General features: G+C 57.3%; 29 protein-coding genes, 1 other RNA gene and 1 pseudogene. 12 read left to right on the top strand and 19 right to left on the bottom strand.

Translation table 11 applies throughout. The features are described from left to right. Window positions 1–41: 41 nt before the first annotated feature. The 10 genes and pseudogenes from C7476_RS04115 to C7476_RS04070 form a co-directional block, all read right to left on the bottom strand. On the bottom strand, window positions 42–227 hold the full coding sequence (locus C7476_RS04115) for a DUF2065 domain-containing protein (protein WP_114428649.1): 186 nt from the start codon (window positions 225–227) through the stop codon (window positions 42–44). A gap of 15 nt (window positions 228–242) precedes the next feature. After that, window positions 243–1,199, bottom strand: a complete 957-nt coding sequence (gene hflC / locus C7476_RS04110) for a protease modulator HflC (RefSeq protein ID WP_114428648.1) — start codon at window positions 1,197–1,199, stop codon at window positions 243–245. Then, entirely contained in the window at window positions 1,196–2,305 is a 1,110-nt protein-coding gene (hflK, locus tag C7476_RS04105) for an FtsH protease activity modulator HflK (RefSeq protein ID WP_114428647.1), read from the bottom strand. Before hflK ends, hflC begins: the two co-directional genes overlap by 4 nt. Before the next feature lie 242 nt (window positions 2,306–2,547). Next, window positions 2,548–3,048: a dihydrofolate reductase gene (locus C7476_RS04100; RefSeq protein ID WP_114428646.1), complete on the bottom strand. Its 501-nt coding sequence runs from the start codon at window positions 3,046–3,048 to the stop codon at window positions 2,548–2,550. A gap of 76 nt (window positions 3,049–3,124) precedes the next feature. Next, window positions 3,125–3,840: pseudogene (arsH, locus tag C7476_RS04095) on the bottom strand (arsenical resistance protein ArsH). Further along, window positions 3,815–4,237: an arsenate reductase (glutaredoxin) gene (gene arsC / locus C7476_RS04090; protein WP_114428645.1), complete on the bottom strand. Its 423-nt coding sequence runs from the start codon at window positions 4,235–4,237 to the stop codon at window positions 3,815–3,817. Before arsC ends, arsH begins: the two are co-directional and overlap by 26 nt. After that, window positions 4,234–4,947, bottom strand: coding sequence for an aquaporin (locus C7476_RS04085; RefSeq protein ID WP_245426101.1), 714 nt, complete (start codon window positions 4,945–4,947; stop codon window positions 4,234–4,236). The genes arsC and C7476_RS04085 overlap by 4 nt, the downstream gene beginning before the upstream one ends. Before the next feature lie 116 nt (window positions 4,948–5,063). After that, window positions 5,064–5,996: an arsenic resistance N-acetyltransferase ArsN2 gene (gene arsN2 / locus C7476_RS29345; protein WP_181872345.1), complete on the bottom strand. Its 933-nt coding sequence runs from the start codon at window positions 5,994–5,996 to the stop codon at window positions 5,064–5,066. Beyond that, window positions 5,989–6,345, bottom strand: coding sequence for an ArsR/SmtB family transcription factor (locus C7476_RS04075; protein ID WP_114428644.1), 357 nt, complete (start codon window positions 6,343–6,345; stop codon window positions 5,989–5,991). The genes arsN2 and C7476_RS04075 overlap by 8 nt, the downstream gene beginning before the upstream one ends. A 41-nt stretch (window positions 6,346–6,386) precedes the next feature. Next, window positions 6,387–6,914 (bottom strand): DUF6428 family protein, encoded by a 528-nt coding sequence (locus C7476_RS04070; RefSeq protein ID WP_114428643.1) that lies wholly within the window; start codon window positions 6,912–6,914, stop codon window positions 6,387–6,389. A gap of 46 nt (window positions 6,915–6,960) precedes the next feature. Here C7476_RS04070 and C7476_RS04065 point away from each other — a divergent pair, with 46 nt between their 5' ends. Next, entirely contained in the window at window positions 6,961–7,290 is a 330-nt protein-coding gene (locus C7476_RS04065; protein WP_114428642.1) for an ArsR/SmtB family transcription factor, read from the top strand. Window positions 7,291–7,297: 7 nt separating this feature from the next. Beyond that, on the top strand, window positions 7,298–8,518 hold the full coding sequence (arsK, locus tag C7476_RS04060) for an arsenite efflux MFS transporter ArsK (RefSeq protein WP_245426099.1): 1,221 nt from the start codon (window positions 7,298–7,300) through the stop codon (window positions 8,516–8,518). 108 nt (window positions 8,519–8,626) lie between these two features. Here the strand turns inward: arsK and thyA are convergent, their stop codons facing one another. Beyond that, the gene (gene thyA / locus C7476_RS04055) at window positions 8,627–9,553 is read right to left on the bottom strand and encodes a thymidylate synthase (protein WP_114428641.1); all 927 of its coding nucleotides are present in this window, start codon (window positions 9,551–9,553) and stop codon (window positions 8,627–8,629) included. A gap of 27 nt (window positions 9,554–9,580) precedes the next feature. On the opposite strand from thyA, the gene C7476_RS29340 reads away from it, so the two are divergent. Further along, window positions 9,581–9,727, top strand: coding sequence for a hypothetical protein (locus C7476_RS29340; RefSeq protein WP_181872344.1), 147 nt, complete (start codon window positions 9,581–9,583; stop codon window positions 9,725–9,727). A gap of 126 nt (window positions 9,728–9,853) precedes the next feature. Here the strand turns inward: C7476_RS29340 and C7476_RS04045 are convergent, their stop codons facing one another. Beyond that, window positions 9,854–10,165: a DUF2853 family protein gene (locus tag C7476_RS04045; RefSeq protein WP_114428640.1), complete on the bottom strand. Its 312-nt coding sequence runs from the start codon at window positions 10,163–10,165 to the stop codon at window positions 9,854–9,856. 159 nt (window positions 10,166–10,324) lie between these two features. Between C7476_RS04045 and ssrA the strand changes: the two genes are divergently transcribed. The 3 genes from ssrA (at window position 10,325) to C7476_RS04030 (ending at window position 11,613) form a co-directional block, all read left to right on the top strand. After that, window positions 10,325–10,682: a transfer-messenger RNA gene (ssrA, locus tag C7476_RS04040) on the top strand. A 123-nt stretch (window positions 10,683–10,805) separates the two neighbouring features. After that, window positions 10,806–11,159 (top strand): ArsR/SmtB family transcription factor, encoded by a 354-nt coding sequence (locus C7476_RS04035; protein WP_112530034.1) that lies wholly within the window; start codon window positions 10,806–10,808, stop codon window positions 11,157–11,159. Next, window positions 11,140–11,613, top strand: a complete 474-nt coding sequence (locus tag C7476_RS04030; protein WP_114428639.1) for an SRPBCC family protein — start codon at window positions 11,140–11,142, stop codon at window positions 11,611–11,613. Before C7476_RS04035 ends, C7476_RS04030 begins: the two co-directional genes overlap by 20 nt. Before the next feature lie 80 nt (window positions 11,614–11,693). On the opposite strand, the gene C7476_RS04025 is transcribed toward C7476_RS04030, so the two are convergent. Next, window positions 11,694–12,902 carry a multidrug effflux MFS transporter gene (locus C7476_RS04025; RefSeq protein WP_114428638.1) on the bottom strand — a complete coding sequence of 403 codons (1,209 nt, stop codon included), beginning with the start codon at window positions 12,900–12,902 and terminating at the stop codon, window positions 11,694–11,696. Window positions 12,903–13,120: 218 nt separating this feature from the next. On the opposite strand from C7476_RS04025, the gene C7476_RS04020 reads away from it, so the two are divergent. The 5 genes from C7476_RS04020 (at window position 13,121) to C7476_RS04000 (ending at window position 15,646) form a co-directional block, all read left to right on the top strand. Continuing rightward, a complete protein-coding gene (locus C7476_RS04020; protein ID WP_114428637.1) occupies window positions 13,121–13,819 on the top strand; it encodes a TetR/AcrR family transcriptional regulator in 699 nt (232 codons plus the stop codon). Between the two features lie 204 nt (window positions 13,820–14,023). After that, window positions 14,024–14,599 carry an SspB family protein gene (locus C7476_RS04015; RefSeq protein WP_114428636.1) on the top strand — a complete coding sequence of 192 codons (576 nt, stop codon included), beginning with the start codon at window positions 14,024–14,026 and terminating at the stop codon, window positions 14,597–14,599. Between the two features lie 7 nt (window positions 14,600–14,606). Further along, window positions 14,607–14,819, top strand: a complete 213-nt coding sequence (locus tag C7476_RS04010) for a DUF4169 family protein (protein ID WP_114428635.1) — start codon at window positions 14,607–14,609, stop codon at window positions 14,817–14,819. Further along, window positions 14,816–15,037, top strand: coding sequence for a ribbon-helix-helix domain-containing protein (locus C7476_RS04005; RefSeq protein ID WP_114428634.1), 222 nt, complete (start codon window positions 14,816–14,818; stop codon window positions 15,035–15,037). Before C7476_RS04010 ends, C7476_RS04005 begins: the two co-directional genes overlap by 4 nt. Window positions 15,038–15,160: 123 nt before the next feature. Beyond that, entirely contained in the window at window positions 15,161–15,646 is a 486-nt protein-coding gene (locus C7476_RS04000) for a VOC family protein (protein ID WP_114428633.1), read from the top strand. A gap of 5 nt (window positions 15,647–15,651) precedes the next feature. On the opposite strand, the gene C7476_RS03995 is transcribed toward C7476_RS04000, so the two are convergent. The 6 genes from C7476_RS03995 to C7476_RS03970 all read right to left on the bottom strand — a co-directional run bounded on the left by C7476_RS03995 (window position 15,652) and on the right by C7476_RS03970 (window position 24,364). Beyond that, on the bottom strand, window positions 15,652–19,455 hold the full coding sequence (locus tag C7476_RS03995) for an AsmA family protein (RefSeq protein WP_483466854.1): 3,804 nt from the start codon (window positions 19,453–19,455) through the stop codon (window positions 15,652–15,654). 130 nt (window positions 19,456–19,585) lie between these two features. Then, entirely contained in the window at window positions 19,586–20,995 is a 1,410-nt protein-coding gene (locus tag C7476_RS03990; RefSeq protein ID WP_114428631.1) for an FAD-binding oxidoreductase, read from the bottom strand. Between the two features lie 122 nt (window positions 20,996–21,117). After that, the gene (locus C7476_RS03985) at window positions 21,118–21,492 is read right to left on the bottom strand and encodes a DUF2185 domain-containing protein (RefSeq protein WP_112530052.1); all 375 of its coding nucleotides are present in this window, start codon (window positions 21,490–21,492) and stop codon (window positions 21,118–21,120) included. Between the two features lie 8 nt (window positions 21,493–21,500). Further along, complete coding sequence (locus C7476_RS03980) at window positions 21,501–22,451, bottom strand: hypothetical protein (protein WP_114428630.1); 951 nt, start codon at window positions 22,449–22,451, stop codon at window positions 21,501–21,503. A gap of 80 nt (window positions 22,452–22,531) precedes the next feature. Further along, window positions 22,532–23,407, bottom strand: a complete 876-nt coding sequence (locus C7476_RS03975) for a dienelactone hydrolase family protein (RefSeq protein ID WP_114428629.1) — start codon at window positions 23,405–23,407, stop codon at window positions 22,532–22,534. A gap of 45 nt (window positions 23,408–23,452) precedes the next feature. Further along, a complete protein-coding gene (locus C7476_RS03970; RefSeq protein WP_114428628.1) occupies window positions 23,453–24,364 on the bottom strand; it encodes a DMT family transporter in 912 nt (303 codons plus the stop codon). Window positions 24,365–24,510: 146 nt separating this feature from the next. Between C7476_RS03970 and C7476_RS03965 the strand changes: the two genes are divergently transcribed. Next, window positions 24,511–24,981, top strand: coding sequence for an Lrp/AsnC family transcriptional regulator (locus tag C7476_RS03965; protein WP_114428627.1), 471 nt, complete (start codon window positions 24,511–24,513; stop codon window positions 24,979–24,981). Window positions 24,982–24,983 lie beyond the last annotated feature (2 nt).

The raw sequence follows: 24,983 nt of genomic DNA, 5'->3' as shown, positions 1-24,983 counted from the left end.
ATGATGACACTACGCATCAAATAGGCTCAAACGCGCGGCGCCTACCCCCGAGCCAGCCACACGACCCCTACGCCGATGGCGACGGAGGCAACGCCGGCGATGCGCAAAAAGCCGTCCGGCTGTTCGCTGACATCGCGGGCAACGCGTTTTGCAACGAGCGGAAAAAGGCCGTAAAGCAGCCCCTCGAATACGAGGAACAGCCCTACGGCATCGATGAAATCAACCATGATATGAACCCGCCCCTATTGAGGGGCGGGAGTGGCGGGAGCAGGCGGCGTCGCACCGGCTGGCGGCGTGGCACCGCTGACCGGAGGCAGACCACCATTCGAATCCTGGAAATACCGGAAGAACTCGGAATTCGGTGAAATCACCATCGTCGTTCCCGTATTATCCAGCGCCGTGCCATAGGCCGTCATCGAGCGGTAGAACGCGAAGAAATCCGGATCCTTCGAGAAGACGTCGGCGAAGATACGGCTGCGCTCGCCTTCACCCTGACCTCTGGCGATTTCCGATTCCTTGCGGGCTTCCGCGATGATTTCGACAACCTGGCGATCGGCGATGGCCTTGATGCGCTGAGCCGCTTCACGGCCGCGGGCACGCAGGCGCTCGGCTTCCGCCAGACGTTCTGCCTTCATGCGGTCGAATGTCTGCTGCGACACTTCCTGCGTCAGGTCCGTCCGGCGAATACGCACGTCGGTGATCTGCAGGCCGAGCGATTCCGCATCGGGACGCAGTTGCTGACGCACTTCGTTCATCATGCCGGCACGCTCGTCCGACAGGGCAGCTTCGAAACCGCGCAGACCATAAACACCACGCAACGCCGCATCGAGGCGCGTACGCAACCGGGCTTCGGCCAATGTGACATCGCCCGAAACGGTCTGACGGAACTTGCGCGGATCGGTGATCTGGTAGACGAGGAACGCATCGACCTCGTAGAACTTGCCGCCCGAAACCTGAACACGGATATTGTCGAGTTCGAAGCTCAGGAGACGATCTTCGATCATCTGGACGTTGTCTGCCTCGAGAAAGCCGAAAGGCCACTTGAAGTAAATGCCGGGGTCGGCCTTCACATCGACGATCTCACCGAACCTCAGAACGATGGCCTGCTGGCCGGCCCTGACAACGAAAAGCGACGAATAGGCCAATAGGGCGATGAACGCGATAAGGCCAACGAGAAGCGGAACACGATTCTGGTTCATGGCTTTGTCCCCTCTGTGGTGGTGGCGGGGGCAGGTTTAGGAGTCAAACCCGGCAGCGGCAGATAAGGTATGACGCCTTGTCCGCTTTGATCGACGATCACCTTGTTCGAATCCTTCAGTACACGCTCCATCGTTTCAAGGAAGAGACGCTTGCGCGTGACTTCCGGTGCTTTGACATACTGGTCATAGACAGAGGTAAAGCGCTGCGCCTCACCTTCGGCTTCCTGGACGATACGGTTCTTATAGGCAGCCGCATCTTCACGGATCTGCGCGCCTTCACCGCGGGCCTGACCCAGCTTCTGGTTGGAATACTGGTTCGATTCCTCGACGAAACGGTCTTCGTCCTGTTCAGCACGCTGAACTTCATCGAACGCGTCGGCCACTTCACGCGGCGGTGCCGCATCTTCGATCGACAGGGCATTGATCGCAACGCCCGCGCCGTAATCGTCGAGCGTCTTCTGGATAATGGCGCGCACATCATTGGCGATGCCAGCACGGTTATCACGGAAGATATCCTGAGCCGGGCTGCGCCCGACGATCTCGCGCATGGCGCTTTCCGAAACCTGCTGTACGAGGTTTTCCGGATTTTCGACATGGAACAGATAGGCGACGGGATCGGAAACGCGATACAGCACGGAGAACTGGACATCGACGATGTTCTGGTCGCCGGAGAGCATCAGGCCTTCCTTGGCGCCGCGAGTGCCCTGCCCGCCAATATTCTTCTGCTTTTCGACGATCTCGACCTTTTCGTAGGATTCGATCGGCCACAAATGGAAATGCAGGCCCGGCTCGGCGATATCAGGCTTGGGTTTGCCGAAACGCAGCTCCACAGCGCGTTCGTCCGGCTGGACGGTATAGATCGACTGGAAGAGCCAGAAAGCCACCAGCGCAAGCGCGGCCAGGCCCCAGATCGCCGGACTGCCGCCGGAACCACCCGGAAGCGCCTGGCGCAAACGATCCTGACCGCGGCGGAATATATCTTCGAGATCGGGAGGGGTCTTGCCTCCACCTCCTTGCGGCTTTTGACCCCAAGGGCCACCGCCGCCACTATTATTACCGCCGCCACCCCATGGGCCGCCGCCACCGTTCTGATTACTCCAGGGCATTCCTACCTCTTAATTTGAACGAAAGCGCCACCCCGTGGCTTCCTCCCGCTAATCCAACTTCCCGTTTATAGGGATGGCGAGGCACGCTTTCAACGCGTGGGGACGCTTATTCATGTCATAGCGGCCTGCAAACGACGTTTTTCTGCGCTCCGGTGCTCACGTACCAAATGTACGCTGCGCTTCGTTGGTCGAAATCCGCCGTTTTCGCCTCGCTATGGCGTGAATATCGACGGACGCCAAAATTAACCGCGTTCGTAGATGGCAAACCGCGTTGCATAATTGTCTTTTTCACCCGCCGGGAAATCCTCGCTGGAAACCTCGGTCCATACCTTCGGATCGATCGGGGGGAAAACGACATCGCCTTCGACTTCGGCGAGCACCCAGGTGACATACAGCCTGTCGGCACGGTTCAAGGTCTGCCGAAAAATATCGCCGCCGCCGATAATGCAGATCTCGTCGACCTTGTCGGCACCGGCATGGCTTCCCGCAATCATCAGTGCCTGATCGATAGACCGGGCGGCGATAACACCCTCAACGGAAAAAGCAGGATCGCGCGTGATGACGATGTTGGTTCGGCCGGGCAGCGGCCGCCCGAGCGAATCCCATGTCTTGCGCCCCATGATGATGGGCTTGCCCATGGTGGTCGCCTTGAACCGCTTCAGATCCGAGGACAGCCGCCATGGCAAACCATTCTCACGGCCGATCACGCCATTTTCGGCAATCGCAACGACAAAACTGATCATCAGGTATCCATCCGTTTCAAACAAACATTCGCGCGGAGTCTATACCGCGATCGGCGTCCTGATGCTCGGGTGAAATTCAAACAGCATTCTTGAGATTGGCGCGCTTTTCAAATGTGGCCGCACTTTCCTTGCGCTCGCTGTAACGGTCCGTGAGATATTCCGAAACATCACGCGTCAGCAGCGTGAACTTGACGAGTTCTTCCATCACGTCAACGACGCGGTCATAATAGGCGGACGGCTTCATACGGCCGTGCTCGTCGAACTCGCAACCGACGACTGGTTAGGGATGGTGACCATGCGCATCCAGCGCCCGAGCACGCGCATCTGGTTGACAGCGTTGAACGACTGCGAACCGCCTGACACCTGCATGACGGCAAGCGTCCGCCCCTGGGTTGGGCGAATCGCTCCCATTGCCAATGGTATCCAGTCGATCTGTGACTTCATAACGCCGGTCATCGCACCGTGCCGCTCAGGGCTTGTCCACACCTGGCCCTCCGACCATAGAGAGAGATCGCGCAGTTCCTGCACCTTTGGATGGTCAATCGGTGCATCGTCAGGCAGCGGCAATCCGGCTGGATCGTAGATGCGGGTTTCCGCCCCGAAATGCTCGAGCAGCCGCGCCGCCTCCTGCGTCAGAAGACGGCTGTAGGAGACTTTCCGCAACGAGCCATGGAGCAGCAAGATACGCGGACGATGGGTGGATTCTGGCGCAGAGAGCTTCGAACGCTCCGGGACATGCAGCGCGTCGGGAAGAATATTAGGCAGATCAGACAACACGCTTTCCTTCGGCATCGATGACGACCTCACCGTCTTCTTTCGCAAATGGCGCCTTTTGCGGGTTTGGCAGAATGTCCAGGACGACCTCCGATGGCCGGCTCAAGCGTACGCCCAACTCGCTTACAACAAAGGGGCGATTGATCAAAACTGGATGCGCCTCCATCGCGTCCAGCAACTGCTCGTCGGTCAAAGACGGGTTGTCGAGACCGAGTTCGGCGTATGGAGTGCCTTTTTCGCGTATCGCTTCGCGAACCGTCAGTCCGGCTCTCCGGATCAAATCCTTGAGTTCCTGTCGAGCGGGCGGCGACTTCAGATATTCGATGATCGTCGGCTCGATGCCCGCGTTTCGGATGAGAGCCAGCGTGTTGCGTGACGTGCCGCACGACGGATTGTGGTAGATGGTGACGGTCATGGCTGTTCAGCACCTTTCAATCTGTTGGGCGCCTGCGGCGCGGGAGTCTGTTCCGCCAGCATCCAGCTTGCCAGGGCCATTGCAAGCAATGCCCCGAATATCTCTGCGATGACAAAGCCAGGTAAATCGACGGGCCGGATACCTGCGAAGGTATTCGACAGCGCTCGCGCGATCGCGACGGCTGGATTGGCAAACGATGTCGAGGCGGTGAACCAGTAGGCGGCGGTGATGTAGAGTCCGACCAGCCAGGGAATTGCATCCGGCCGAAAGCGAAGGCCCGCAAGGATTGTAAAGACGAGACCGAAAGCGGCTACGACTTCCGCAATCCACTGTCCCGTCCCGGTGCGAACTTTCGCCGAAATCTCGATGATCGGAAGCTCGAACATCGCGTGGGCAATCAGCGATCCGGCTACACCCCCCGCGATCTGCGCGATGATGTAGAGGACCGCTGCATTCGGCTCCATCTCCCGCCGAAGCGCGAAGACCATCGTCACCGCCGGATTGAAGTGTGCGCCCGAAATCGGTCCAAGGATGGTGATCAGCACCACCAGGATCGCACCAGTGGGGATCGTATTGCCAAGCAGCGAAAGCGCCACATCGTTCGTCAGCCGGTCGGCCATGATTCCCGAACCGAGGACGGTCGCAACGAGCATCGCCGTGCCCAGCGCTTCTGCCGCGAGGCGACGGGACAGGTCCGGCGTCACGGCCATTAACCCATTCCCGCCTGAATGCGGCCAATTTCACCGGACCCGAATGCGACACCGACGGCCCTGCGCAAGGCCAGCCCGATAACGAGATAATGTTCAAAGATGGACATGGCTCTTCCTCAGATGGAAACCGACCGCGTCAGGACAGACGCTGTCGCGGGGCAAAGCCTGGATGCCTGCGGCGATGCCAGGATTGCGGCGGGCACAAGGCTTCGGTCGACCGGGCGGAAGCCGAGTTTGCCTTGGAATGGCGCGGCGTTGGTCGTCAGTAGATAGCCCGTCTCGGCTCCCTGAATATCGGCATAGCGGAGCAACAGACGTGTAATGGCGCTGCCGTGGCCATGTTTTTGCGCCTCGGGTGACACTGTGATCGAGCGCAAGAGCGCATCCTTTCCGTAGAATTCGACGCCGCCAAATCCGACGGGATTGCCTTGGCGGTCAGCAAAGCGAAAGAACGTGCCGTTCGATTCGGCAAGATCGCCGGTCGGCAATGATGCCGCTTGAAGAGCCCTCTCGAAGTCCGTATCGATCGAATTTATTTCTTCCGCCTCCAACCCCTCACGGCGGCCGATTGCCTGCAGCCTTGTTGTCAGCCATAACCGATCGACGGAATCGTGCCTCAGGTTGAGGAACGCCGTGATCCTGTTCTTCATGTATCGGGCCGCAAGCGAAAAGGCTCTCTCCTTTTCCATGTCGGCGCCTTCGACGGCGGCCGGATCTTCGATGCCCCAATGAGCCGTCATGGGATGGCCCGGCCAAACCGGACACGCCTCTCCCGCCGCGCTGTCGCAGACCGTGAAGATGAAATCCAATTCCGGCGCGCCCGGCTCGGCAAATTCATCCCAACTCTTAGAGCGAAAACCTTCCGCCGGGTAACCGAGAGCATCGAGAACTTTGAGCGCGAACGGGTTGACCTCGCCCTTCGGCTGACTGCCGGCGGAGTACGCGCGAAAGCGTCCCTTGCCCTCCGTGTTCAAGATTGATTCCGCCAGGATCGAGCGCGCAGAGTTTCCGGTGCAGAGAAAAAGGACGTTATAAATGCGATCATGCATTGAAGTTCTCCTTCGGCGGGCAGCACGGAACGATGTCGGCAAGCAATGGAGCGCAGATGTCCGGATGGCCAGCGCAGCAATCCTTCAAAAGGTAATTGATTGCTTCACGCAGGTTCTCGAACCTGGCGCGGTAAATGATGGAACGGCTTTGCCGCTCCGAGGAAATCAGCCCGGCACGCGACAGGATCGCCAGATGGGTCGACATCGTGTTCTGCGGAACGTCGAGGATGCGGGATACCTCGCCAGCCGCGATACCCTCCGGCTCGTGCATGACGATGAGCTTGAATGCGTCCATGCGCGTTGGCTGCGCAATGGCCGAAAAGGCGTCGATGGCACCATTCTTTTCCATATATCGCGATATATCGATATTATGTCAAATCGTCAAGGCGCTCAGGGACAACATCCCGCGCTTTTCGCTGCTGAGCCACAACACGATACAGCGACCGCCTCTTTTGCCGCGCGATGCCTCGGCTTGCAGATTGCAAGACGTGCGACAAGGGCCAGTACAATGCGATGGGACTCGATTGCCAGCGCGCTGACATCAAAGACCTGCATGGGCGTGTCAGGCGTTCCCACCTCAAATGTCAGGCGGGCGCCGGCGTCAAGTTCGATCTGGTTCGCGACCTGAGTTAATATCCCGCGGAATTTGCTCACTTTCATGAAATCACGACCGCTTTCCGAAGGGAGGTCTTCCACCTGGAGAATGGTTTCGTGCCATTGATCGGGATTGCCACCGCAATCGAGCGTGACGAAGGACCCAGCCTTGACTTCTGTAACATGATAGCCGGATTGGATCGTGCGTCCGCCATACTCGATGACCAACGATTTGTCGGCGTGCGGTTCCATTGCGGCAAGCATCGCTGAAAGGGTACCCTCACCATAAAATTCAAGAGAAACCGGGCTGGTCACGGTGTTCATGTTGATCTATCCTCATTTCAACATCTTTTGAGATATTGAGGTACTTATGAACGAATTGCAAGCACTCGATGCATTTGCGTCGCTCTCCCAGGAAACCCGGCTCCGCATTGTCCGTCTGCTCGTCATTGCCGGACCAGACGGCATGCCGGCCGGCGCTGTCGGCGATGCCATGGGGGCGTCCTCGTCGAAGATATCCTTCCACCTCAGCCATCTCGAGCGGGCGGGGCTTATACAATCGCGTCGTGAGGCGCGTTCGATCATCTATAGTGCTGTCTATCCGGCGCTTTCCGGTTTGATCGAGTTCCTGATGAAGGACTGCTGCCAGGGACGCTGTGATCCTGCTGCCGACACCTGCACCCAGACCTGCGAGGCGTAGGAACGAATTGAGGACGTTTCAAAACGCACCGCTGCTCAGCCAAAGCCGCCTCATCGTCGCCGCGCTCGGAGTGACGCAGATTATCGGTTATGGGACACTCTACTACAGCTTCAGTCCGTTGGCGGCTTCAATGGGCCGGGAATTCGGCTGGCCATCAGATTGGGTGTTCGGAGCGTTTTCCGCATCACTCCTTGCAAGCGGCTTGGCATCTCCTTGGGTGGGTCGATGGATTGACAGGTTTGGCGCGGGCCGTGTTATGGCGCTGGGTTCAATTGGCGCTGCCATTGCCCTACTGGCATGTGCCCTTTCCCAAAATGCAATTGCCTTCGTTATCGGCCTTGTCGTCATCGAGCTCGCATCGACGTTCGTGCTTTACAATGCCGCATTCGCCCTGCTCGTACAGATCAAGCCGGCGACGGCAAAAACCAGCATCACTCATCTCACTCTGATCGCCGGATTTGCCTCAACCATATTCTGGCCAGTCACGACGGCGCTTCATCAACATCTGACCTGGCGCGAGGTGTACTATGTGTTCGCGGCAGCCCATTTGCTCCTTTGCCTCCCGATCCACTTCTGGTTGGCAGTGCTTTCGCGCAACCATCACAAACAAGCGACAACGTCAGCGATGCCGATTGTCGAGGGTACGCTTCCGACAGATCGGCTTCGTCAGGGATTCGTCTTGATGGTATCGGGTTTCGCTCTTCTCGGTTTTATCAACGCTGCTATTTTGATCCATATGCTGCCAATCCTGACGGCCCTCGGGCTGGGCAGCGTCAATGTTCTCGTCGGCACTTTGTTCGGTCCAGCACAGGTCGCCAGCCGATTGTTCAGCCTCATGAGCGGAAACAGACTGCAACCTCTCGGTTTGGCAGTCATTTCGACGGCCCTGATGACATCGGCGATAGCCATCCTGCTGTGGAGCGGTAGTTGGCTAACGGGGGCGTTGGCGTTTGCCGTTATATTCGGCCTTGGAAGCGGGCTTGCCAGCATTGCGCAGGGGACGCTTCCGCTGGCGCTGTTCGGCAGCATGGGTTACGGCGAGCGAGTTGGACAGTCCACTGCCGTCCGTCTGGTTGCATCGTCGGGCGCACCTTTTGTATTTGCCTTCATCATGCATGGGCTGGGCATTGGACCATCCCTGCTGATTTGCGTCGCCATCGGTTCAATGGCAGCAATGTCGTTCGCGCTTATTGGACGACAACTGCGGGCGGGCCAAGGGAATCGGTAACGCAACAAGATTGAGGTTGTAATGAGAATTCCTGACGCCTTCTCAAATTTTTGCCCGCTTATCTTCGTGATATCCCAAGAAGCAAACTAAAGTGTTGTTGGCAGATTTTTAGACTGCTACGGGCGCTTCGAGCGGCGGATGGGGGTTATATCCCGTTACTTGGAAGTCCTCTATCCGATACCCATCGATGGAGTCTGGTCGTCTTGCAAGCCGCAATTTTGGGAAGGGCCTCGGCTCTCTCGACAGCAGTGTCTTCGCCATTTCGATGTGATTCAGGTACAGATGTACATCGCCTCCGACCCAAATCAACTCGCCAGGCGTCATATCGACCTGTTGAGCGACCATGTACAATAATGCTGCCTGCTGACATATATTAAAGGCATTCCCCAGGCCGAGGTCACAGGAACGCTGTCCAACAAGCAGAGAGAGTTTACCACGCGAACCGCTGCCCTCGCCGCTTGCCATTTCGCTCGCATAAAACTGATAGGTCATATGGCACGGATGCAGAGCCATGCGGTCAAGCTCGCCTACGTTCCAGGCATGGAACAGCATGCGACGACTCGCCGGATTGGTTTTCAGTGTCTGGATGACGTCAGCGATCTGGTCGTGCTCGTTTCCATTCGCGTCGAGCCAGTGCCGCCATTGCTTTCCATACACCGGACCCAGATCGCCCCATTTCAAGGCAAACTCATCGTCCGAGAGAATGCGAGACTCGAACTCGTCTTGCGAAATCGCCTCGTCCGTTGCCTTGCGGTACTTATCCAAAGGCCAGTCAGTCCAGATTCGCACATTTTCGCGAAGGAGTGATTGAATGTTGGTTTGCCCCGTGAGAAACCACAGCATCTCCTTCACTGCAGTTTTCCAATACACCCTCTTCGTTGTGTAAACGGGGAAGGTTCCATCGGATAAATCGAAACGCATCATCGTTCCAAACATCGACAGCGTGCCGACGCCTGTGCGATCAATACGACGATCGCCCTTTTCAAGGAGATGCTCTAACAGGTCGAGATACTGGTATTCCGGGTGGCGGGCCATATGAAATCCGTGTGGTACTTAAAAGTAATGGCTAGTCTCGAGATAAGCGATGTTCGTGTCGCCGAAACGCATCTGACGGCCGAAAACGGACCGAATACAGGTCCGGTCGCCGCAATCAGCGCCCGGATCGAACACATGCTGAAGATCAAGATAAGTGCGCATGATTTCTTGTAGCAGATTCGCCCGGCGAAACACTTGAACTTGTGCGTGATCCACAGGGCCGCGTGGATGAAATTATGTATTCAATGAAAAATCCCCGGTGATTCGCCGGGGATGATTCGGATCCGCTGGCGCCAATGCTCAAAGCTTGCCGAGAGCGCCGAGGGCCTTGGCGGTCAGGTAATAGAAGGTAACACGGCTCTTGGAGCTGTCCGCGCTCATGGCCGCGCACACGGATTCGATGGCGGCATCGGACTTGGCGGTATCGGTGAGACCGAGTTTCTTTTCGACCCAATTGGTGCGAACACGCTTCAATTCGTCCGGATCTGTGCAGGAAACCAGCGAAGAATCCCTGTTGCGCAGAGCAATTCCGAGATGTTTGACGATTTTCGCGACAGTCGCCTCATCGGCAGCCGCATCGTAATGACGAACATCCTTTAGATAGTCACTCATCGAAAAACCCCCTGATTGCTCGGTTCAATGCGTGGCATTGCAACCTCCCTGACAATGAAGACATCGCACAAACTGGCAGATGCATGAGGCGATGGCCCTTTAGACACCCGAAACATTCCCCAGCATCAGTTCCAAGTCAATCACTGTTTCAATTCGGCCACTCTTTCAATTCGGCTAAACAGCTCCTATATAAGAGCTGCTGGCTTCGGCCAGCTATGGCGATAAACGGACGATGTAATAAGCTTATTGGACCCGGGGGCGGTACCCGGCGCCTCCACCAGAACGCAGCAGGTTTGGCTGCTTTGTGGCGGGGGCGAAATAGGATCGACAAGAGTGTAAAGATCGAACTTTTGCCCGGCATTGTACCACCGTTATCGGGCTAACCTAGTAGTTGCAAACGACAACTATGCGGAAGCACGTCTCGCCGCTTAATGCGGTGCGATAGCTTCAAATCAAGTCCTAGGGGTTCGCACTTCTAGGCGGGGTTCGGAGGCACCTGGCAACAGAAGCCTTCACTTTCCCCCTCTCCATTCATTCTCCTTCCCTCACCCTTCCCGCCTGGCTCCAGGCAGGCTTGACGCGCACTTTATTGCGGTGTATAAAACCAAATAGTTAAATAACTGAATGGTTTATTATCAGTATGACACCTGATCGTCTCGATAACATCTTCTCGGCACTCGCAGACCCGACGCGCAGGGCGATCCTGGCACGTCTGGCACTGGGCACGACCTCGGTGACGGAGCTTGCCGAGCCATTTCGCATGTCCGGACCAGCAGTATCGAAGCACCTCAAGGTGCTCGAACGCGCCGGACTCATCATTCGCGGCCGCGAGGCGCAATGGCGTCCATGCAGTCTCGATGCGGCTCCGCTCAAGGAAGTCAGAGACTGGCTCGAACATTACCGGCGCTTCTGGGAAACCAGTTTCGACCGGCTGGAAGAATATCTGCAGGAGGTTCAGACAAATGGAGATAGCGATGGCACAGACCAACGTTGAAACGAACACTTCAACTGGGCGCGTTCTAACCATAACGCGCATCTTCAGCGCGCCGCCCGTGCTGGTTTTCGATGCCTTCTCGGATCCAAAACGCATGTTGCAATGGCTCGGCCCGCGCGATTACCCGGCAAGCTACGTCGAATCGGACATGCGGGTTGGCGGCAAATGGCGCGCTTGCCTTGATTCGCAGGCAAGCGGCGAGAAGCTGTGGCATGGCGGCGTCTATCGCGAGATCGTGCCGGGCAAGCGCCTGGCATTCACCTTCGCCTGGGATCAGGCGAATGGCACCCCCGGTCTGGAAACCTTGGTTGACATCACCTTCGACGGCCAGAACGACAAGACCCTGATGACGTTCCGTCAGAGTGTCTTCGATACGCCTGAAGATTGCGACGGTCACCGGGAAGGCTGGAATAGTGCCTTCGATCGGCTGGAAGAGCTGCTCGCGCAGGACTGACAGATCTCCCGATCAAACATTCGACATGAAAAAAGGCCCGGGACATCGTCCGGGCCTTTCTCTTTGCATCTGATGGAGGGTTATTCTGCGGCGGCTTCCGCCTCGACAACGCGGCGGCGAGCAACCGTTGTCTGCGTGACGATCAATGCACCGACGGCGCAAAGGGCAATGCCGGCCGCCATCGGCAAGGCGGTACCATCAAAGAACGCGCCGGCGATACCCATGGCGACAGCGGCGGTGACGAACTGCAGCGTCCCCATCAGTGCCGATGCCGTGCCGGCGATTTCGCCGTGGTCTTCAAGCGCAAGCACACCGGTTGTCGGAAGGACAAGCCCGAGGAAGCCATAGCCGATGAAGAGGAAGGTCGCCATGACCGGCAGCTGATTGAAGCCAAGGCTCATGACGACAACCATGGCAACCATGGCCAGCGAAAAGCCTGTCACAGCGTTGCGCATCACGCGAACGAGGCCGTAGCGCGCCCCGAGCCAACCCGTCAGCTGCGAGACAGCAAAGAACGACACGGCGTTGATCGAGAAGGCAAAACTGTACTGTGTCGGCGTCAATCCGTAATGGTTGATCAGCACGAAGGGTGAGTTGGCCAGATAGACGAGAAAGCTGGACAGGCCAAGACCACCGATGAACGTCAGCGTCAGGAAGTTGCCGTCCTTAAATAGCAGGCGATAGGCCGCCATGGCGGTGCCGAAACCGCTTTCCGAGCGGGCTTCCTTGGTCCGCGTCTCCGTCAACTGCGTCGACAGGAGGATCAGACCGAGAAACGCAGCGATCATCACCGCCCAGAATACGCCGCGCCAGCCAAAGAGTACGATGACGGCGCTGCCTGTCAGCGGAGCAAGGATTGGCGAGATGCTGAAAACCAGCATCAGCAGCGACATCAGCCGTGCGGCCTGTACGCCCGTATGCATATCTCGAACGATAGCCCGGGGAATAACCATGCCAGCGGCACCGCCGATACCCTGCAGAAAGCGGAAGGCGATCAAGGTTTCGACATCGCTTGCCAGCGCACAGCCGATGCTCGCAACGGCGAACAAACCGATACCCATATAGAGCGGCGCCTTGCGCCCCCACATATCGGAGATGGGCCCATAGAAAAGCTGGGCGACCGCAAATGGAATGAAGAAGGCCAGAAGGCTCATCTGCACGGCATTGTTTTCTGCGCCGAGGTCCTGTCCGATGGAAGGCATCGCAGGGAGATACATATCAATCGCAAAGGGACCAATGGCTGTCAGAAGGCCAAGGATAAGGGCACTACGAAAGAAGGAGCTTGTCATGATGGTGATCTTTCAGAAAACCGCGGCGAAAAAACCGGATTGTCTTCACGCCACTTCGCTCTCGGGAGGAGTTCAAACTGATTTTCGGGAGCCGATATGAGTGCGCGAGCTTGGGAGGATAGCGCATCAACAGGGCAAAAGCTGTGTCAACAAATTTGGACACAGATGTCAAACTAGACACCATTGTCTAAAACGTCAAGACGCATTATCCTCAGTTCATGAAAAATCGCAGCGAACCAAGAGCCGGAATGGGCCACACCCAGCGCGGTCAATGCGCAAAACGCATTTCCATATTGGATGCCGCCGCCGAGGTGTTTTGCCGTGAAGGCTTTTCGGGAACTAGTATCGACGAAATTGCTGTAGAGGCCGGTGTCTCCCGCCAGACCATATACAACCACTACCGCGAAAAGGAGACGCTGTTCACGGCGGTTGTCGAAGATGTCATGGACCGTGCCAACGCCATGCTGTACTCGATATTGTCAACGTTTCCCGACAAGTCGGATCGTCTTGAGGACGATCTGACCGCCTTTGCCGTTCGTCTCACAAAAAATTGCCTGTGCAATCAAGACGGCAAATTCCTGCGCAAGCTTGTGCAGTCCGAGGGCGAGCGTTACCCGCATCTTTTTGAAACATGGCGCCAGCATGGGCCCGGCAAGATCGGCACCGCTCTGGGTGCTCTTTTTGCGCGCCTCAGCCACAAAGGCGTGCTGCGGATCGACGATTTCGACCTTGCTGCCCGGCAGTTTCTTGCCCTGGTCAACGCCGATCTGCAGATGATCACGCTGTTCGGCGGTACGCCGACTGATGAAGAGCTCGAAAATGCTGCGCGCAACGCAGTGCAGACTTTCATCCGCGCCTATTCAGGGACTGCGAGCGAAACGGCGCCGCGAACGCCTGCCCTTGCTGTCGTCAGCTAGTACCCGCTGAGATATTTTTCATCTTAAAATTCGCCGCAAACGACGTTTAAATTGTATTTTACGTTCGTCAATTTCCCGGCGAACGTTAAATTTTTTTGTACGGCAGACAAGCGGTCGCAATTCCGCTAGCCATGCGCCATAATGGTGAATGATGACAGCCATCTCCGCTTGACAGGGAGGGGTGAGTCCATGGGATAAGAGTGCATGCCACAAGATATGATCCGCTACGATATACTTGCCCAGGAAGCGCTTCGCGGCGTTATCCGGAAGGTGCTAGGCGAAGTCGCCAAGGCTGGCCTTCCCGGCAACCATCATTTCTTTGTCACTTTCCTCACCGGTGCGGCAGGTGTTCGCATATCGTCGCGTCTGCACGAAAAATATCCGGAACAGATGACGATCGTTTTGCAACATCAGTTCTGGGACCTGCAGGTTACCGACGTGCTTTTCGAGGTCGGACTCTCCTTTGGCGATGTACCCGAACGTCTCGTCGTCCCCTTCTCGGCGATTCGCGGCTTCTACGACCCATCGGTGAATTTCGAACTGGAATTCGATGTCGAAGTCGAAGAGACTGTTGGCGACAATGATCAGGGCATAACCAGCATTGCTCCTGTCCCCCAAACCGACAAGCCCAAGCTTGCAACGCCCAGCGCCAAGCCGAAGCCACCGGTGAAGACCGTGAAAAAGCCGGCCAAGGCTGGCGACAAATCAGATACCGAGGGGAGCGGAGATAAAGCCACCGCGTCCGTGGTGTCGCTGGATTCTTTTCGCAAGAAGAAATAATTGGGCTATGGCCGAGATCGTCAATCTCCGACTGGTCAAGAAGCGCAAGGCCAAGGAGGCTGCTGAGAAGATCGCAGCCGAAAACAGGATCCTGTTTGGACGGACCAAGGCCGAAAAACGGTTTGACCGGGAAGCCGATCGCAAGAGAGAGCGGTTTCTTGACGACCACCGCCTCGAAACGAACCCTTCCTCCACAGAAGATCATCCGGACGGCAAGTGAGCGGCGTTCGTAAGCGCTCTGTCGCCATTCGCGGGCACCGCACGAGCTTTTCGCTCGAAGATCCGTTCTATGAAATCATTGCATCGATCGCGACAAGCCGCGGCATGACGCTTGCGGGCCTGATTGCCGAAATCGACGCAAGCCGTGATCGCAATTCCAACCTGTCATCGGCGCTGCGCATCTATGCGCTGGACTGGGTGAGAAACGACAGGCGATAGAGCCTCGGCTCCAGCCATCTGTTTGATTGATCGATCGCGACGAAAAAATTATCCTGCAATGTCGGAACGGTCAAACTTCATTCGTCTTGTAGTCAGCGCAAACCGCTATGAAAGGGAAAAGCGATGCCTGCCAAACAAAAGATTACCCCCTGCCTTTGGTTCAATGGAAACGCCCAGGAGGCAATGGATTTTTACATGTCCATTTTCGAGGACAGCAAAATTATCAATAAACTCAACTGGGGCAAAGAGGGTGGATCCAAGGAAGGCTCTCTGCTCGTCGCCACTTTCCAGCTTGCAGGCCAGGAATATATTGCCTTGAACGGGGGGCCGGAATTCCAGTTTTCCGAGGGTATTTCGCTGTCCATCGACTGCAGTACCCAGGAGGAAGTGGATAGACTGACCGAAAAACTCACCGCCGGTGGCGGGCAAATTCGCCCCTGCAGCTGGGTCAAGGACAAATTTGGCCTGTCATGGCAGATCGTTCCAACCATTCTCCCCGAAATGCTGCGGGACAAGGACCAGGCGAAAGCCGACCGTGTCATGGCAGCGATGATGAAGATGTACAAAATCGACATCCAGAAGATCAAGGACGCCTATAACGGCGTTTAACAGTGTTACTGAATCTTCGGGTCCAGAGACTTGGGCTCGAGCGTTTTCAGGAACTCGTCGACTGACTGCTTGTCGAGCGCTCCAGTCCCCTGCGGTGCTGCTGCAGCGCCACCCGGTCCGGGTGGCGTTTGCATCTGTGGCGCAGCCCGGGCTGGTGCCGGTTGCGATTGTTCGATCGCTTTTTGTGCCGCCTCCTCGGCCGCACGCCTTTCCGCGGCAGCCCGCTCCTCTGCCGCGCGCTTCTCAGCCTCGGCGCGTTCAGCAGCTGCTCGCGCCTCCTGTTCTGCCTTGATCCGGGCTTCTTCGGCAAGCCGCACACGCTCATTCGCGCGGGCCTGATAAAGTTGCACCTCGCGCCGCAGACGCTGCTTTTCGACAAGCGCGGCCTGCATGGTTTCCACACGCTGTTGTTCGCGCTCCAGGGTGCGCTGGGTCAGGAACTGTTCAAGCGGCTGCCGGTTCAAAGCCAATTTTGGATTGTCCAATGGACCGGCCAGACTGAACTCGACAAGCGGGTCGGCTCCGGCAACCACGGCCTTGCCGGGATCGAAGGCAAAACGCCCTTGCGATGCAACGCTCATGTCGGAAAAGTTCAGCCGCAGATCGGCGGCCAGCGTTGCGGCGTCGCTTTGAAGCTGGAATGTCGAGGTCCGCGCCATGCCGCCGGCAATGGTGAAGGCAAATTCGGCAGCGCCGGCATTGAACGTGCCTTCATGCAGATATTTGCCAATCGTGGCAGTCACGGCTGCGGCAGCGACGGGACCTTCCATCGCGTCGGCCTCTTGAAGAATGGGCTTCAGCGCGCCGGGGTTGATTGCATTGATCACAAGATCGGTGACCGAAACCACGCCCGAACCGGCGACAGATTCCATCATTTCCGCTATCGAAGTACCTGTCGCATTGACCGAGGCCGATATCTTCGCCTTGCCCTTCAGCGGCGTCTGGTCTTCGTCCGGCTTGTAGAGGGCCTCGAGAGCCGTCTGGTCGAGCGTAAACTGTCCGGTCGCAAGACCTGTACCGCTGGTATTGCGCAATTCGAACATGCCGTGGACCTGGCCGCCAAGTAGATCGCCTTTCGCATCGTCGAGACGAAGAGAGCCGTCCTTCAGGGTAGCAATCGTCTGGAGTTTACCCATTGTGCCAAGAATCCCCGCAGAGGCTTCAGCGGCATTGACCTTCACATTGAAATTTACCGGAAAAAGCGGTGCGGCTGCGAAGTTCGCCTTCGGCCAAGCATTGCGACCTTCAGTTTCGAGCGCGTTCCCACCCAGCATGAATTGCGCCAATGACGGAAGGTCGAGTTGTGCCAAGGTCAGATCACCTTGCGCCGTCGGTATACCGTTCTCGACATCGAAGCCCAGTCGGCCAGCGATCTTCGTGTCGCTCACTTCGCCGTTCAAATCTGGCAAGGTCAGTCTGCCCTTCGAGAGCTGGAAACTGCTTGCGATGTCCACGGGCATGCCATTGCCAAAGCCGGGCAATGAATAACCTGCTGTTGCGATATAGGATTCGAGGTCCGCTGCCTTGATCGAGGCACGGCCTTCGCCGGTCAGCTGGCCGCCGATATTGCGAAAACTGCCATCGACGAGCGCCTGTCCATCCGAGGATTTCAGCGAAAGCTGTGTCTGCAGCCCATCTCTTTCATTACCTTTGAACGCGAGGTCGGCCTCCATCTCACCCGCCATGCCGAGTGGCAGCGCCGGAAGCCCCATCAACGCCATCAGCGTCTCCGCCTGTGCGCTGCGCGCATCCATCGTCAGCTCGAGCGAGCGCAACTTTTCAGCGTTTTCCGTCGTCGTGCCGGACAGGGTTACGTCCATCCCCCCGGTTTTTCCGGCCGCACTCAATGAAAACTCGGACCCGCCTTTGACATGCAAAGTGTTGGCAATGACATTGAGATTGGTCTCCTCGAAGAGACCCGGAAACCGGGCGGCGTTTTCGCTTAACGTCCTGATGAACGGGAAATCCGGAAACCGGGTAGCCATCGCCGCAACAAAGGGAGCGAGATTATCGGAAAGGATGGTTGAGTCGAGCGACCCCGAAGGTTCGGCCTTGAAGGGCTCAAGCTTGCCGGTCGCTGTTATGGTAGTGCCCGCAACGTTGCCGATTGTCAGCCGATCGATATCGAAAACGCCATCGCGCAGGCGGAAAGCCGTGTCCAGAGTCTCGGCAACCAGCCGGTTATGTGTGACGGGTCCCGCCTTCAGATGCACATCGAGATCCTGGCCGCGCAACTGCGGCGAACCATTGGCAGATGGCGCTTCATTATTGCCGAAAATCGCTGCGAAAGCCTCCAGCGCATCGGCGTCGAGCGCCCCACCCTCAAGCGTCAGTTGCGTCAGCGGCAGGGATTCACCCTTGGCGCTACGCACCAGCGAGCCTTTGAGCGATGCACCGCCAAGCGCCAATTCGAGATTGTCGACCTTTTGCAACTCGTCATGCAGGCTCACATCACCGGAAAAACCGGCTCCCGGCAGACGGCGGATCGCCTCGTCAACCGAATCGGTCAGCCATGCGGCAAGTCCCGAGGGCTGACGCGATGCAATCAATAATCGCCCGTCAAAGCCAAAATCCTCTCCGACCTGCAACGTACCCTTGGCTTCGAACTGGGTCCGCCCCGGAAGCTCCGCCTTGACCTGATTGATCTGCCACGCCCCGTTCGACGGAGCCGCGTCGATCGTGACCGAGCGGATCGTCGTATCGCCTGCAACGATCGCCGGAAGTTTCAGATCGATCGTGCCGGGAACGGTTGGTATTGGCAGCTGGTCCATCAGACGCCGGAACACACCCAACCGTTCCGATGCGGTAGCCGGTTTGGGTGTCGTGCCTTTGGCTTGTTCATTCTGGTTGGCAAAAGTGACCTGCTGCCCGTCCGCCTTGATTTCAAAACGCGGATTATTGCCATAATCGAAAAATGCGTTGCCATTGACGATGTAGGGATCGTCCACAGTCCCCTGCTCCATGCGAAATTCGGGGATGTTGATCTTGGCGTGATCGGCTTCAAAACGCCCGGTGACGCGAACGCTGGAAAGCAACGGTTTTTCGGCTTTTCTGGCACCGTCGGCGGCAGCCACCTCGTCAGCTGAACGAATGTCGATATTGCCGGCATATTTCAGCACACCTTCATTCACAGTCAATTCGCCGTCGGTCTCAAATGCCGCCGGAATGCGGTCGGGGGAAACGCGTGCATGGACGTTCAGCGTGCCATCCGGCTTCACTGCCCCTGTCGAAGCGGAAACAGCCGTCTTTGCACCGTTGAAAAACAGCGTGCCGTCGAATTTCCAAGGCCCGGAAAGGTCGGTTGCCGACAATGACGCGTTAAGGTTTTCGATCGTCCGGGTGGTTCCTGTCGAGGCATCGCGAATGACAACCGAGCCATCTGTAACGCGCATATCCTCCAGCCGGACCTGTGCCGAATGGAAAGGCGCGCGCGGACGGATCGCCCAGTCGATGACGCCGTTCTTGTCGATGGCAACCCTTGCCGTCGGCTTCTCTATCCGCATGTCGAAGATCAGGATTTCGCCACGTACGAATGGCGCAAGCTCGGCGTCCATCGAAAACTTCTCGATCGTCATCACCGGCTCGGAACCCGGGTCACCGACCTTCACATCGGAAAACGTCACGGAGGGAAACGGCAGAAGCCGCGCACTAGCAGTGCCTGCGACTGTCACAGGCCGCCCGAGCAGCGCCGAAGCCTCGCGCTCGAAGGAGGACCGATAACCGGCCCAATCGACGAAATACGGCACGACCAGCGCCGCTGTCAGCACCAGTACCAATAATCCGCCGATAAATACGAACAGGCGTGCCAGTGTCCTACTCCGATCGATACGTGCCGGGCACCATAAGCACCAGTTTTTGGCGGCGGCAAGACATGACAGTCTTTCTGGTCAATTTGCAACGCTCACACGATGGTTTAGCGCCCGGAATCAATCTGCGAGCCTAGAGGCGCAAGATCTTGCCGGGATTCATGATATTGTCCGGATCGATTGCGCGCTTGATCGCTTCCATCACGTCGACAGCACCGCCCAGCTCTGCCCGAAGGAACTTGATCTTGCCCTGGCCGATGCCATGTTCACCCGTGCAGGTTCCATCCATCGCGATCGCCCTCAAATTGAGGCGCTCGACAAACGCCTCGACCTTCTGGATCTCGGCCGGGTCCTTCTCGTCGAACAGCACCAGCACGTGGAAATTACCATCGCCGGCATGACCGACGATCGGCGCGATTAGCCCGCACTCCTCGATATCCTTCTCGGTCTCGACGATGCACTCCGCCAAACGCGAAATCGGCACGCACACGTCGGTCGAAAGCGACTGCTTTCCAGGCGCGAGCGTCATGCATGCGAAATAGGAATTGTGACGTGCCGACCAGAGCTTCTCACGCTCTTCTGCATTGACTGTCCATTTGAACTCGCCGCCGCCATTGGCAGCGGCAATTTCACCGAAGAGTTCCGCCTGCTCGGCCACGCTGGTTTCGCTGCCGTGGAACTCGAGAAAGAGATAGGGTGCAGGCTCGTAATCCAGCTTGGAATAGGCGATCATCGCTTGCATTTCGAGCTGATTGACCAGTTCGATACGCGCGACCGGTATGCCCATCTGAATGGTCTCGATCACCGCATTGCAGGCGCTTTCAAGATCCGGAAACGCGCATATGCCGCCGGAAATCGCCTGCGGAATCCCATAAAGCTTCAGCGTCAGTTCCGTGATGATGCCGAGCGTGCCTTCCGAGCCGACGAGCAGACGTGTCAGGTCATAGCCTGCCGATGTCTTCTTGACCCGCTTCGACGTGGTGATCAAGCGTCCATCCGGCATCACCGCCTTCAGTGCCAGCACGTTCTCGCGCATCGTGCCATAGCGCACGGCATTGGTGCCCGAAGCGCGCGTTGCCGCCATGCCTCCAAGGCTGGCATTGGCGCCGGGATCGATGGGGAAGAACAAACCCGTGTCGCGTAGATATTCGTTGAGCTGCTTGCGCGTAACCCCCGGTTCTATAACGACATTCAAATCCTCGCTATAGACCTTGAGAATGCGGTTCATACGCGAGAGATCAATGGAAATGCCGCCGGCTGGCGCGTTGACATGACCTTCAAGGGAAGTGCCCGTTCCAAACGCGATAACCGGAACACCCCATTCGCTGCACAGGCGCACTATCTCCTGAACATCCTCGGCCGACTCAACGAAAACAACCAGATCCGGTGCCTGGTTCGGCACGTAACTCGTCGTATGCGCGTGCTGTTCACGGATGGATTTGCCCGACTGCGCATTGTCGCCGAAGCGTTTCTTCAGAATAGAAACGACCGTCGCGATACCGTTTTCGTTGCGTAGCAAAGCTCCCGCGTCTGCCAATGCCATTCCAGTGTCCACCCTTCAATATACGTCTTCCACGCGTGCATTTTCGGGGAATGCACACGACTTGTCCAGTTGTAACTCTGTGTGATTACCGTGACGACTTCCCGCACGCGAAAAGGCGGGATCTAATTGTCGTCGTCGTCCTCATCATCGTCTTCGCCCGGCTGCCAATCGGTAACGGGGATGAAGCGCTCCTGCTCGCCGGTCTTTTCGAACACACTGCCGACAGGGGCGTCCAGAAGCGGAATGATGCTGGGATCGTAATTGGCGATGGTATTGACCTCGAAGATCCCGCTGTTGTCCGGGTCTTCCATGTAGTCGTCGCTCTCGAAGCCGGAGAGAAACCGCCAACCGCTATCCATCTCGTTGTCGGGATCCTCGCGGTACATGAAGCGCACCGGATAGCCATCGATCGTGATCGTATCCGTCGCGATGCAACCGCCATAGTTGCGGATCAATGGCCGTATCTCGTTCTTGGTGAGTCGGTAGCTTTTCTCCATAGCCAATTTTAGTTGATCGTCAGGGATTTGGCTAGTTTTCGAAAACGATCGGAAAACTTGTCTTTCTCGCTATCCCGCACGATCAGGATGGCGCGCACGTAACGGGTTGTTTCAAAACGAGCAATTTGCGCGACGTACAGCGCATCTCCGCTGGCAGCATCCTTGGCACTCCCGTCGATCTCGACCCATTCGGCGCCATTTTCTTCAGAGCTCGTCTCGTTGTCCGACTGCACATCCTTGATGCCGGTCAATGATGCGAATGCCTGTTTGGCAAAGGACATCCGCGCCGATGCTTCCGGCGCGGTGTTGAGATTGGACGCAATGATGATGATGGGCTGGGCCGAGTTTGCCGCGACATCATTCGGACCTTCCGTCAAAAGAAAAGTCGCCCCTGCTATGACGCGCACCGGGCGGAACCCGGCCGTATCGGACACCTTGAACGGCAAGGCAGCGACCTGTTCGTCGAGGCTTGGCGGGTTGCGGATTGTGATCGTGCGCAGGGCGGTCTCGACATCCGCATCAGACAAGCCTCCCTGGACGCCATCGGGTATTTGTACCGTCACCATGGCAGTTGTGGTCGTGGCACCGACCAGCACCACCCACTTCCGGTATCTCACCCCGGCCGCGACCTGGCTGCCGCGGATGAGTTTTGAGACAACAGCACCTTGGACCGGCCAATCTTCCGGTTGGCCAGCTTCGATCCCCGTCGCGCGAAGACCATCGGGATTGAATTTCGCCGCGAGCTCGGCATAGGCGTCCACCGGCAGTTCCGTCAGGACGATCGATGTACCTTTGGCGGCATCTTCAAACCCGCTGAAATTGCTAGACAGGACCAGACCTGGAGGAGGCACGAGCCCGACGCCGGAACCGCCAGGGAAAACCCGTTCCTGTGCAAAACCCGGATGGGCGGCGGCCAGCAGAAAAAACGCGAGGCTCAGGATAAGAGTAGCAATACGCATCGGGGCATTCCTTCTTTCAGCCAGAAGTAATCGCCTTGGAACTGTCCCGCAAGCTTTTGGTTTCCCTTTTGTTTTTCGTACTAGGTTAAATTCTTCTGGAAGAACGCTACTGTCCGGCTCCAGGCGAGATCCGCCGCTTTCTTGTCATAGCGGGCCTCCGACGTATCATTGTTGAAAGCGTGGTTCGCGCCATCATAAATATGGATCTCGAAACTCTTGCCGTTTTGTTCGAGGGCTTTCTTGTAGGCATCGATACCTGCATTGATCCGTGTATCAAGACCGGCATATTGCAAAAGCAGCGGTGCCTTGATTTTGGCAACGTCCTCGGCTTTTGGCTGCCGGCCATAATACACCACACCGGCGCCGAGATCAGGAGCGTTGACGGCAAGATCATTGACCAGGCCACCGCCCCAGCAAAAGCCGACGACGCCCACTTTGCCGGTGGTCCCTTTGTCCTGCTTAAGATATTCGATGGTTGCAATGCCTTCTGCAATCGCAGTTTTTGGGTCGAGTGCTCCGATCATCTCCCGCGCTTTGTCCTCATCGCCCGGCGTTCCGCCAGATGCGGAAAGCAGGTCCGGCGCCAACGCGACAAAACCTTCGAGCGCCATGCGGCGGGCAACATCACGAATATGCTCGTTCAGGCCGCGATTCTCATGGATGACGATGACAGCCGGGAGCTTGCCGGAGCGTTCGGCCGGGCTTGCCCGATATCCCTTGATGTCTCCTGCCGATGTCGAAAAAACGATATCCTTGGTGCGAAGCCTCGGGTCATCGACCGCAATGATGCCGGCTTGCGCAGCGTTTGCCGCCAGCATCGGGGCGATGACGGCGGCAGCAGCTCCGGAACCGGCAAGCTTGGTCAGCTTTTCCATGAAGGCGCGGCGGTCAAGCGACAGGTGGGTATATTCGTCGTAGGCCTCGACCATCGCCTGGGTGATTGTCGGCTTGTCCATAACTGTTTTCTCCAAAGGTGGAGGACGAGGCGTGCGTCCCTCGCATCAGCCCTTGGCGCGATGCGAGAGGATACCGGCTGAAAGGGCGACGCCAAGTCCGGTGATAAATGCTGCCACAATCTCCCAGACGCCGACCGGCTCGTCAAGGAATATGGCACCGCCAAGGGCAGCCAGAACCGGCGTCAGTGCACTGAAGGCGGCTGCTTGGCTGCCACCAAGGGAACGGACGGCAATGCCATATGCCAACATCGCGGCAAGACCCGACAGGACGCCCTGGCTCAGGAACTGCAAACCGAGTTCAGGCAGTGGAACCTCGAGAATCGTGGAGCCGAAGGTAAGCGCGAGGCCAACGTGAATGAGGAAAGACCAGATCGCGATCAGCGCACCGCCCTGCATTGCGGTCAAACCGGAACGCTTGAATGCATGGGTATAGCCAGCCCAGAGCAAGGCGCCGAGCGGCAGGAAGACGAAGCTGACCCAAGTGATTTCATGGCTGTTCAGGGCAAGCACGAGAAGGATGGCAAGACCGGCGACAATCGAGCCGAGGCCCAGCCAGCGCGTGAAATCCGGCCGCTCGCCGAACACAATGACACCGATCAGCGCGGCAGCAAGCGGCATGGAACCGCCGAGGAGAACACCCACTGCCGAAGCAGGCGTCGAATGAATGGCGAAGGTGGTGATCTGAAAGAACAGCGCACCAGCACCACAAACCATGATCGTTACAACGGCGAGTGGAACATCGCGAGGAACAAGTCCCGTCTTCAACCACACCGGTGCGAGGACCAATGCGGGAACACCGTAGCGGATGAGGCCAAGATCGATCGTGCCCAGATGCGTGCCGCTACTGTGGCGGGTGGCAATGATCCAAGTCGCCCAGATGAAAACGGTGACCAGCGCACCCGCATAGCCCGTGGCAAGCGAATTGGATTTTCTGAATTCTGGACTGAGAGCAACCATCGGAACTTCCTTTCAAAAATGCCCGAACATCTTCGGTTGAAAGGCAGGATAGCGCCCATGGCATGAGCATGTCCTTGCAAGTTGATGCTGCTGTTGATACGTTATCAGCAATATTCGGTAAGTTTAATGGGACTATGAGGCGGTTTATGCCAAACCTTGATAAATTCGATATCGGAATACTCGAAGCTCTGCAGGAGGACGCACGGGCGACCAATGTCGAGATTGCCGAGAAGGTGAACCTTTCGCCCTCACCTTGCCTGCGCCGTATCCGCAATCTGGAAAAGGCCGGAATCATCCGTGGTTACCGCGCTGATATCGACCGCAAGGAAGTCGGTCTCGGCTTGACGGTTTTCGTCGAAATCAAGGTCGGGCAGCACAGCCGCGAAAATTCGGACGCGCAACAGGCGGCGCTGATTGCCATGCCGGAAGTGACAGCCGCATTCCTCATCTCCGGAACTGCGGACTTTCTCGCCGAGGTGGTTGTCGAGGATCTCAGCGCCTATGAGCGGTTCTTAACTGAAAAGCTGTTATTGCTTCCTGGTGTTGCGGACATCCGTTCGAATTTCGCCATCCGCACCGTGAAAACGGGAGCTCCGTTGAAGCTCCCGCAACGTTGAGA

The sequence above is a fragment of the Phyllobacterium bourgognense genome, assembly GCF_003337575.1.
Taxonomy (GTDB): domain Bacteria; phylum Pseudomonadota; class Alphaproteobacteria; order Rhizobiales; family Rhizobiaceae; genus Phyllobacterium; species Phyllobacterium bourgognense.
The sequence above is the reverse complement of the archived record's forward strand: the minus strand, read 5'-3'. Positions and strand labels throughout refer to the sequence as shown.

Coding starts and splice junctions, on each gene's coding strand:
- C7476_RS04030 (WP_114428639.1), top strand. CDS start 11,140: ATGGCACAGACCAACGTTGAAACGAACACTTCAACTGGGCGCGTTCTA.
- C7476_RS04025 (WP_114428638.1), bottom strand. CDS start 12,902: ATGACAAGCTCCTTCTTTCGTAGTGCCCTTATCCTTGGCCTTCTGACA.
- C7476_RS04035 (WP_112530034.1), top strand. CDS start 10,806: ATGACACCTGATCGTCTCGATAACATCTTCTCGGCACTCGCAGACCCG.
- C7476_RS04020 (WP_114428637.1), top strand. CDS start 13,121: ATGAAAAATCGCAGCGAACCAAGAGCCGGAATGGGCCACACCCAGCGC.
- arsC (WP_114428645.1), bottom strand. CDS start 4,237: ATGACCGTCACCATCTACCACAATCCGTCGTGCGGCACGTCACGCAAC.
- C7476_RS04070 (WP_114428643.1), bottom strand. CDS start 6,914: ATGAACACCGTGACCAGCCCGGTTTCTCTTGAATTTTATGGTGAGGGT.
- C7476_RS04100 (WP_114428646.1), bottom strand. CDS start 3,048: ATGATCAGTTTTGTCGTTGCGATTGCCGAAAATGGCGTGATCGGCCGT.
- C7476_RS03990 (WP_114428631.1), bottom strand. CDS start 20,995: ATGGCATTGGCAGACGCGGGAGCTTTGCTACGCAACGAAAACGGTATC.
- C7476_RS03975 (WP_114428629.1), bottom strand. CDS start 23,407: ATGGACAAGCCGACAATCACCCAGGCGATGGTCGAGGCCTACGACGAA.
- arsN2 (WP_181872345.1), bottom strand. CDS start 5,996: ATGCATGATCGCATTTATAACGTCCTTTTTCTCTGCACCGGAAACTCT.
- C7476_RS04075 (WP_114428644.1), bottom strand. CDS start 6,345: ATGGAAAAGAATGGTGCCATCGACGCCTTTTCGGCCATTGCGCAGCCA.
- C7476_RS03970 (WP_114428628.1), bottom strand. CDS start 24,364: ATGGTTGCTCTCAGTCCAGAATTCAGAAAATCCAATTCGCTTGCCACG.
- C7476_RS03980 (WP_114428630.1), bottom strand. CDS start 22,451: ATGCGTATTGCTACTCTTATCCTGAGCCTCGCGTTTTTTCTGCTGGCC.
- C7476_RS03965 (WP_114428627.1), top strand. CDS start 24,511: ATGCCAAACCTTGATAAATTCGATATCGGAATACTCGAAGCTCTGCAG.
- C7476_RS04045 (WP_114428640.1), bottom strand. CDS start 10,165: ATGAGTGACTATCTAAAGGATGTTCGTCATTACGATGCGGCTGCCGAT.
- C7476_RS04085 (WP_245426101.1), bottom strand. CDS start 4,947: ATGGCCGTGACGCCGGACCTGTCCCGTCGCCTCGCGGCAGAAGCGCTG.
- C7476_RS04115 (WP_114428649.1), bottom strand. CDS start 227: ATGGTTGATTTCATCGATGCCGTAGGGCTGTTCCTCGTATTCGAGGGG.
- thyA (WP_114428641.1), bottom strand. CDS start 9,553: ATGGCCCGCCACCCGGAATACCAGTATCTCGACCTGTTAGAGCATCTC.
- C7476_RS04015 (WP_114428636.1), top strand. CDS start 14,024: ATGCCACAAGATATGATCCGCTACGATATACTTGCCCAGGAAGCGCTT.
- C7476_RS04000 (WP_114428633.1), top strand. CDS start 15,161: ATGCCTGCCAAACAAAAGATTACCCCCTGCCTTTGGTTCAATGGAAAC.
- hflC (WP_114428648.1), bottom strand. CDS start 1,199: ATGAACCAGAATCGTGTTCCGCTTCTCGTTGGCCTTATCGCGTTCATC.
- C7476_RS04065 (WP_114428642.1), top strand. CDS start 6,961: ATGAACGAATTGCAAGCACTCGATGCATTTGCGTCGCTCTCCCAGGAA.
- C7476_RS03985 (WP_112530052.1), bottom strand. CDS start 21,492: ATGGAGAAAAGCTACCGACTCACCAAGAACGAGATACGGCCATTGATC.
- hflK (WP_114428647.1), bottom strand. CDS start 2,305: ATGCCCTGGAGTAATCAGAACGGTGGCGGCGGCCCATGGGGTGGCGGC.
- C7476_RS29340 (WP_181872344.1), top strand. CDS start 9,581: ATGGCTAGTCTCGAGATAAGCGATGTTCGTGTCGCCGAAACGCATCTG.
- C7476_RS04010 (WP_114428635.1), top strand. CDS start 14,607: ATGGCCGAGATCGTCAATCTCCGACTGGTCAAGAAGCGCAAGGCCAAG.